The 7,495-nt window shown below is 42.1% G+C and carries 5 protein-coding genes; 3 read left to right on the top strand and 2 right to left on the bottom strand.

Going from position 1 to position 7,495, the window contains the following annotated elements; translation table 11 throughout:
- A partial coding sequence (locus tag IQ229_RS06125; protein WP_194042173.1) for a DUF6816 family protein occupies positions 1 to 748 on the top strand: 748 nt, incomplete at its 5' end.
- Between the two features lie 87 nt (positions 749 to 835).
- Positions 836 to 2,656: an ABC transporter ATP-binding protein gene (locus IQ229_RS06120; RefSeq protein ID WP_194042171.1), complete on the top strand. Its 1,821-nt coding sequence runs from the start codon at positions 836 to 838 to the stop codon at positions 2,654 to 2,656.
- 332 nt (positions 2,657 to 2,988) lie between these two features.
- Here IQ229_RS06120 and IQ229_RS06115 read toward each other — a convergent pair whose 3' ends face one another.
- Entirely contained in the window at positions 2,989 to 3,945 is a 957-nt protein-coding gene (locus tag IQ229_RS06115; RefSeq protein ID WP_228013219.1) for a hypothetical protein, read from the bottom strand.
- A gap of 310 nt (positions 3,946 to 4,255) precedes the next feature.
- Positions 4,256 to 4,951 carry a Uma2 family endonuclease gene (locus IQ229_RS06110; protein WP_194042169.1) on the bottom strand — a complete coding sequence of 232 codons (696 nt, stop codon included), beginning with the start codon at positions 4,949 to 4,951 and terminating at the stop codon, positions 4,256 to 4,258.
- 307 nt (positions 4,952 to 5,258) lie between these two features.
- Between IQ229_RS06110 and IQ229_RS06105 the strand changes: the two genes are divergently transcribed.
- Entirely contained in the window at positions 5,259 to 7,364 is a 2,106-nt protein-coding gene (locus IQ229_RS06105) for a M3 family metallopeptidase (protein WP_194042167.1), read from the top strand.
- Positions 7,365 to 7,495 lie beyond the last annotated feature (131 nt).

The raw sequence follows: 7,495 nt of genomic DNA, 5'->3' as shown, positions 1-7,495 counted from the left end.
GTGGGGTGGTGAAGCTTTTGCAGGAGAGTTGTCTAAAAGGTTAGCAAATTTTCCCCAATGGGAAAAACTAACTTCAGTGCAACCGGCTTCGGGTGATTTGGTTTACCCTGAATGGATGGCTGGTACTTGGAAAGTTACAAGTACATTAGTAGATTTAGCTGCGCCTTTAGCGCCAGAGATTGTAACACCAGGGTTTGAAGGTAATCGCCGACAATTAAATCAACCTGTGAGTTTTGTAGTAAGATTTGTGAAAGAGCAACCATCTATTTCTGGGTTAAAAATACTTCCTCAGATAGGTTCTAAATCCCCAATTCTAGTAGCGGATAGAGCATTTAATAGCTTGAATTTAGCAAGGGCTTATTTAGGGGATGAAGCAGTGTTATTAGTCAAAGTAGATCCAGATTCGCCTAATCGTCAAATTACGTTCTTGCGTAGCAGTCGCCAACTAGTTTCTATTGTGACTGCACGTGCTACAGAAACTACCCCTAATGGCAAGTTCATCACCACAGAAGTGTTTCAACAACTATTTAAAGGTGGCTCACGCCCCTATTTAAATTCTGTAGAATCGACTACGGCTTATCATAAAGTTTCAACATCTAATCCGGCGATTGAAGCAGATCAAGTTACTGCTGTCTATCTTTCTCCCCAAGATCCAGATTACTTTAAAGCGGGTTCTCAACCAGTTGCTCTCTACCGCTATCGCCTCGAATTTTTCCCTCAAGAACTATCAACTACTCCCAAAGAGTGATTTGTCATCTAGCTCTTGACTACTTTGTAATACATTTGTAGTATATAAATTCCAAGTTTACGATCGCGCTCTTGGACGGTGTGCATCATGGCCAAATTTCAAGATATTGTCAATTACTTTCGCTCTTACTGGAAGCTGAGTGTTTTCAGTATCACAGCATCTAGCGTTTACGAAATTATTGATTTGGTTGTTCCTTATGCGATCGGGCAGATTTTAAACGTTTTGTCTGCTCAACCTTTGGACAAACCAATTCAAAGTGCGATCGCAACTTTTTCGGACATCACCAATTACCCAGTTAACAAAACTCTATCTTTGGGTGTATTACTGGGTTTAATTTTCGTTGTCACCGTAGTGAGAGCGCCAACACAACCCTGGTTAACCAATTGGTTTCATTGGGATATAGCCTTCAGATCGCGTCGAGAAAAAAACGAAACAGCGATCGCCAAAGTTCTTACTCTACCACTAGAATTTTATGATGAAAATAACCCTGGACGTATTGCCGGCAGAGTAGCTAGAGGTATTTCTAATCATACTTTTAGTTACCCTGAAGTTGCCGGACAGTTGATTCCTAAACTGGCTCGTGTGCTGGGAATTTTTGTGTTTATCTTGTTCATTGAGTGGCGAATTGCAATTTTATATCTCATTTCTTTTGTAATTATTCTCAGCTTCAGCTTGAGGAGTTTACAACAGCTAATTAGGTACGAAACTAGTCTGGATAAGTATGGAGAGGACACCGAAAGCCGCACTTCCGAATTAATCACCAATATCAAAACGGTAAAAGCATTTGCTACAGAAGCTAGGGAACTGAAACGGCAAAATCAACGTTTGGATCGCGAACTAACGGTGCTTGATTACCGCATCCACAAAGGTTATACAATATTGGGTACTTGGCAAAGAACCGTAATTCAGTTTTGTGTATTTACAATTCTGGGTTTGACTTTAGCAGCAACAGTAAATGGGAGAATTTCTCTCGGTCACTTTGTCATGACCTTAACTCTTTCTAGCATGGCTTATGCCGAATTAGAACCTATTAGTAGCTTGGCAGAAGTTTTTGCCCGTCGTTATTCTTCCATGCTGCGGTTTCACGAATTTCTCCAAGAGCCAACTGCATCCGATTCAGCCAGTCTTTTACAAGAGAGTAACCAGACAGAATCACCTTATAAATTTACTGGAAAAGTTGAGTTATCTCATATCAGTTTTGGATATGATGCCAACCGTCAAGTTTTGCAAGATATTAACTTGTTGATTGAGCCATACCAAACAGTCGCATTAGTGGGGCGTTCCGGTTCTGGTAAGTCTACTTTAGTGAAATTGCTGTTGCGATATTTTGAACCTCAAGCAGGTCAAATTCTGATTGATGGTCAAGATATTCGCACTTTGGATGTGGGTAAGTATAGACGGAGATTAGCGATCGTTCACCAAGAAGTAGACGTTTTCAACGGTACTATATTGGATAACCTCACCTACGGTAGACCAAATGCCACTTTCGAGCAGGTTCAGGAAGCCTGTAGAATTGCCAGAGTCGATGAAGTAGTGCAGCACTTACCCAAAGGTTATTACACTGTCGTGGGAGAACGAGGTGTCAGGTTATCTGGAGGACAAAGACAACGCTTGGGAATTGCTAGGGCGTTGTTAGTGGAACCAGACGTGCTGGTTTTTGACGAAGCTACCTCTAGTTTAGATTATGAGTCTGAGCGTTCAATTCAGCTAGCGATGCGATCAATTCAGGGCACTTGTACCACCATTGTGATTGCCCACCGTTTAAGCACAGTCCGGGAAGCTGATAAAATTGTCGTTCTAGAGCAAGGAAAGATTGTAGAAGTGGGTAGCCACGATGAACTCTTGCGTCACGAGGGTATTTACCGCCGCTTGCACTCCCTGCAAGAAACAGGAGAACTCTTGAGTTAGGGGACATACACATTTTGGATTTTGGATTTTGGATTTTGGATTGGCCCCACAAATGAATCCGCCTGATTAAATCGACTTTATTCACCACAATAAGGTCGATTTTTTATAGACATATTCAAAAATTAAATATGTGTTATCTAAAACCCTTGCACGCCTATTCGGTGGTATAACTAATATTATCAAGTGGGGAATTTGCTCCTATTCCCCAAGAAAAGCGTTAGCCATTGAAATTAGTTTTACGCGCTTGGATGAAGCGTGATAGGTAAAGTAAATAATCCATTGACTACTGCTGGAATACTAATCACTAATTGAAGTCTTCCAATCAGGAAAAATTAAGATTTGCTCTTACCTGATTCTTTCTGTGCCGCTTCACTGTATTTTTTATAAAGTTGAGTACGAATCTTGGCTTCTTGATAACGGCTGTGGGTTTGTGGTACTGTACTCATTAAATCTGAAGCCCGTTGCCACTTAGCAGCAATCTCTAACCACTGAGTTGAGGTTGTAGCTGTTTTTCCAGATGCAGAAGCTTGGTTGGCAATTCGCACAGATACTTGAAATGGATCGTCAGATGGCTCAGAAAAGCTATTGTTAGGAGAGCGAGATGGTGTTTGGGCTTTCCTATCGTTAGTATTTTCTGTAGTTAAAGATTTGGAAGTTTCTGGCTGTATTAGGTTTTTCAGTTTATTACCTAGCTGGGCATAAACAACCCAACTAAGCAACAACAGCGAGCATAAACCAGCTGCTGCTAATATCTTTGTTTTAGGTTTATTTTGGTATTTTTCTTTGTTAATCAGTACTAAAGGACGAGAAACTTGAGTTTTAGGATAATTTGGTTTTCCTAGTTCAGCTTGAGCTTCTGTGAAATCTTTAATTAATTGCTTTACAATATTTGGCTGAATTAATGTAATTTCCTGTGACCAAAGCAATTGATTTTCGCGATCGCTATCTATTTCTTTTAACCACAGCAATTGTTGTTCTCGAACAATCCGACTGTTGATCTTGACGCGGCGAATGTGACGCGGGGCAATAGACTCAAGAATTTGCTGGATTTGTTCTACCAGGGGAGATTGCTCAAGTTGCTCTACTTTAGCTGCCTCACACAGAATTTGTAAGACACCATCAGAAAAAATGGCTCTAGTTCTGACACAAGACTGGGCTAGCTTTTCATTCAATAGCTGAATAATCGCCGCAACGCTGCCTTGGTGAGCTTGCCAAGCTATATCGTTTATCCGGTCTACCATCTGAAATTTAGTGATAGCTCTTCCACCCTGACTGATTAACGTATTCATTAATTTAGGGACTCTTTTCTACTGACCTTGATCTTGTCTTCGATTTTACGAGTAAAAAGATGAGTTGCCAAATAATATCATAAATATAGAAATATAGAGCCTTCCTTTGCGGTTTGTAAGGAAGCTCGCTGATGGTCAGTTGATTTGTACGCTTCCACGCCTTGAAAATGTGGAATTCTTCGGTTGAAACTGCGCTTTCAAGGTAATGCCTATGCTGACGGAGGAGTTACCTGTTTGACATAATACACGATCGCGTCTTTTGGCGATAGTACGAAGCACCCACCAAATGCGATCGCAGTATAATGTATAGCTAGATAGTATCAGGGTCAACGCCAAGCGATCGCAGTTGTTCCTTCAACCTTTCCACCTGCGACTCTGCTTGTCTTGCTTGTTCTTGGGCTTGTTCCCTCACCAATCTTTCCTGTTTCAGCGCCTCTGCCAACTCCTCTGGAATCAGCAACTTTTCTCCAGTGTCTTCTCGATAAAAACCAATCAGTTGTCCCTCTATTTGCAAGCGCAGTTGCAAAGGTTCACATCGACTATCTGTAATTGGCTCATACACCTCACCTCGCAGTCGATACCCTTGCAATTTCTCCTTAATCCACTCTCCCTTGGGATCAAATAACCAGTATTCGAGTACCCCTAACTGTTCATAGAGCGTCTTCTTGAAACCCGTGTCCTGGTTTTTAGTACCCTCGGAGGTCATTTCAAAGATTACTACAGGCACTTGTCCCTCTTCCCATATCTTGTAATTATCCCGTCCTCCAGGAGTGACATTAAAAATCACCATTACATCAGGAGCTACCCGTAACCTCGGAAAACCCTGAGCATAATAGAGAAACTGGTTACTCAAAACCGTTGCTTGCCGATCCAGCAAATATTGCCTCAATACTTCTAAAGTTGCCAGTAAAGCACATAGATGAGCATAACTTTCTGCCAAAGGTTCACCATCCGAGCTTGGATAAAAAACTTCTGTTGATTGAGAATTGGGTAAGAGGCTAGTCATAATTAGCCACCTGATTAAGAGGATGGGTGCATTTATATTATCTTAGAGATTTTCCCTAACATTTCTAAAACTGCCGAGTAAACAAAGGGAGCTGAGGGGAGGATTTCCTGCTCAGTTCCCAGTCCCCGACAATATTGTTCAAATACCAAACAAAATAGTCATATCAGGATACTTTTGTGAGGAATTATAGTTTTTTTTACCTTTTTGCCACAATGGCAATACTAAATAGCACAGCGATCGTTACATTAGAAGATATATAAATAAAAATCAACAATGATTTTTTTTCGTTCGCAGTTCACACAAAATCATGAGTGCAAGTACCATTATTTCCGATAATCCCTTACTCCAAGGCACTGGTTTACCTCCATTTACAGAGATTAAACCAGAACGAGTTGTACCAGCCTTCAATCAGTTGCTAGCAGAACTTGACCAGCAACTTGCCACCTTAGAGGCTAATGTACAGCCGACTTGGAGTGGTTTAGTAGAACCCTTAGAAAAGCTGACGGAACTGCTTACCTGGAGTTGGGGGGTGGTAAATCATTTAATGGGTGTTAAGAATAGCCCGGAACTGCGCGAAGCTCATGAAATCGTACAGCCACTAGTCGTACAATTTATCAACAAACTCGGTCAAAGCCAACCCATCTACAATGCTTTTAAGACACTCCGTAGCAGTGATAGTTGGGCAACTTTAGAATTAGCCCAACAGCGTATTGTAGAAGCCGCCATTCGAGATGCAGAACTTTCTGGTGTTGGCTTAAAAGGAGAGGCAAGAGACCGTTTCAACGCCATTCAGATGGAGTTGGCAGAACTTTCTACTAAATTCTCTAACCATGTACTTGATGCCACGAAAGCCTTTAGCTTAACCCTGACAACAAAAGCGGAAATTGACGGTTTACCACCAAGTTTGGTGAGTTTAGCCGCTCAAGCTGCACGAGCAGCAGGAGAAGAGAACGCCACACCAGAAAATGGTCCTTGGCGCATTACTTTAGACTTCCCCAGCTACGGCCCTTTCATGCAGCACAGTACCCGCCGAGATTTGCGTGAAAAGCTCTACAAAGCCCATATCACTCGCGCTTCTAGTGGCGATTTAGATAATAATCCGTTAATTGTGCGTATTTTGGAGTTACGGCAAGAACTCGCAGATATACTTGGCTTTAAGAGTTTTGCCGAGTTGAGTCTTGCAAGTAAAATGGCTCCTAATGTTGAGGCAGTCGAAGCACTATTAGAAGAACTACGCCAGGCCAGTTATGATGCTGCTGTCAAAGACTTAAAAGAACTCCAAGCTTTTGCTGCATCTTATGGAGAAGAATATCAAGATTTAAAACATTGGGACATCAGCTTTTGGGCAGAACGCCAACGAGAAGCAAAATTTGCCTTTACAGCTGAAGAATTGCGTCCCTATTTTCCCCTTCCCCAAGTGCTAGATGGCTTGTTTGGACTTGTTAAGCGGCTGTTTGGTGTTACAGTAACCCCTGCTGATGGTCAAGCCCCAATATGGCATGAAGATGTCCGTTATTTCCAAATAGCTGATGAAACTGGTTCTCCCATCGCTTATTTCTACTTAGACCCCTATAGCCGTCCAGCAGAAAAACGCGGTGGTGCTTGGATGGATGTATGCATCAATCGTGCCAAAACTGAAAATGGTGCAACTGCCATCCGGTTGCCTGTGGCTTATTTGATATGTAACCAAACTCCCCCTGTAGATGGCAAGCCGAGTTTGATGACTTTCTATGAAGTAGAGACTTTGTTCCACGAGTTTGGTCATGGATTGCATCACATGCTCACCAAGGTTGACTATGCTGGGGCCGCAGGCATCAATAATGTGGAATGGGATGCAGTGGAACTACCAAGTCAGTTTATGGAAAACTGGTGTTATGAGCGACCCACTTTGTTTGGCATGGCTAAACATTACGAAACTGGAGAAGCCCTACCAGAGCATTATTATCAAAAGCTGCTAGCGGCGCGTAATTATATGAGTGGTACTGGTATGTTACGGCAAATTCACCTTAGCAGTGTTGATTTAGAACTACACTACCGCTATCGTTCCGGTAGCAATGAAACTCCAGCAGATGTGCGTCATCGCATAGCTAAGACTACTACTGTTTTACCACCACTTCCAGAAGATTCAATATTGTGTTCTTTTGGGCACATTTTTGAGGGTGGTTACGCAGCAGGTTACTACAGTTATAAATGGGCTGAAGTCCTTAGTGCTGATGCTTTTGCTGCTTTTGAAGAAGCTGGGCTAGACAATGAGGAAGCTATAAAAGCTACAGGTCGGCGTTATCGGGATACGGTGCTAGCACTCGGTGGTAGCAAGCATCCAATGGAGGTGTTTAAAACTTTCCGGGGTCGTGAACCAAGCACGATCGCTTTGCTCAGGCACAATGGTTTAGTAAGTGCTGCTGCAAACTAAATAATACATCTGTGGAGATGTTGGAATACAACATCTCTACATCAATTTTTGCTTATACCAATTCAATTAATAATTGCAACACATCCTTGCGTAAAGACGCGATGAATCGCGTCTCTACAAGTGGTCTATTT

Source organism: Nostoc cf. edaphicum LEGE 07299, from assembly GCF_015207245.1.
In the GTDB taxonomy this organism is placed as follows: Bacteria; Cyanobacteriota; Cyanobacteriia; order Cyanobacteriales; family Nostocaceae; genus Nostoc; species Nostoc edaphicum_B.
The sequence above is the reverse complement of the archived record's forward strand: the minus strand, read 5'-3'. Positions and strand labels throughout refer to the sequence as shown.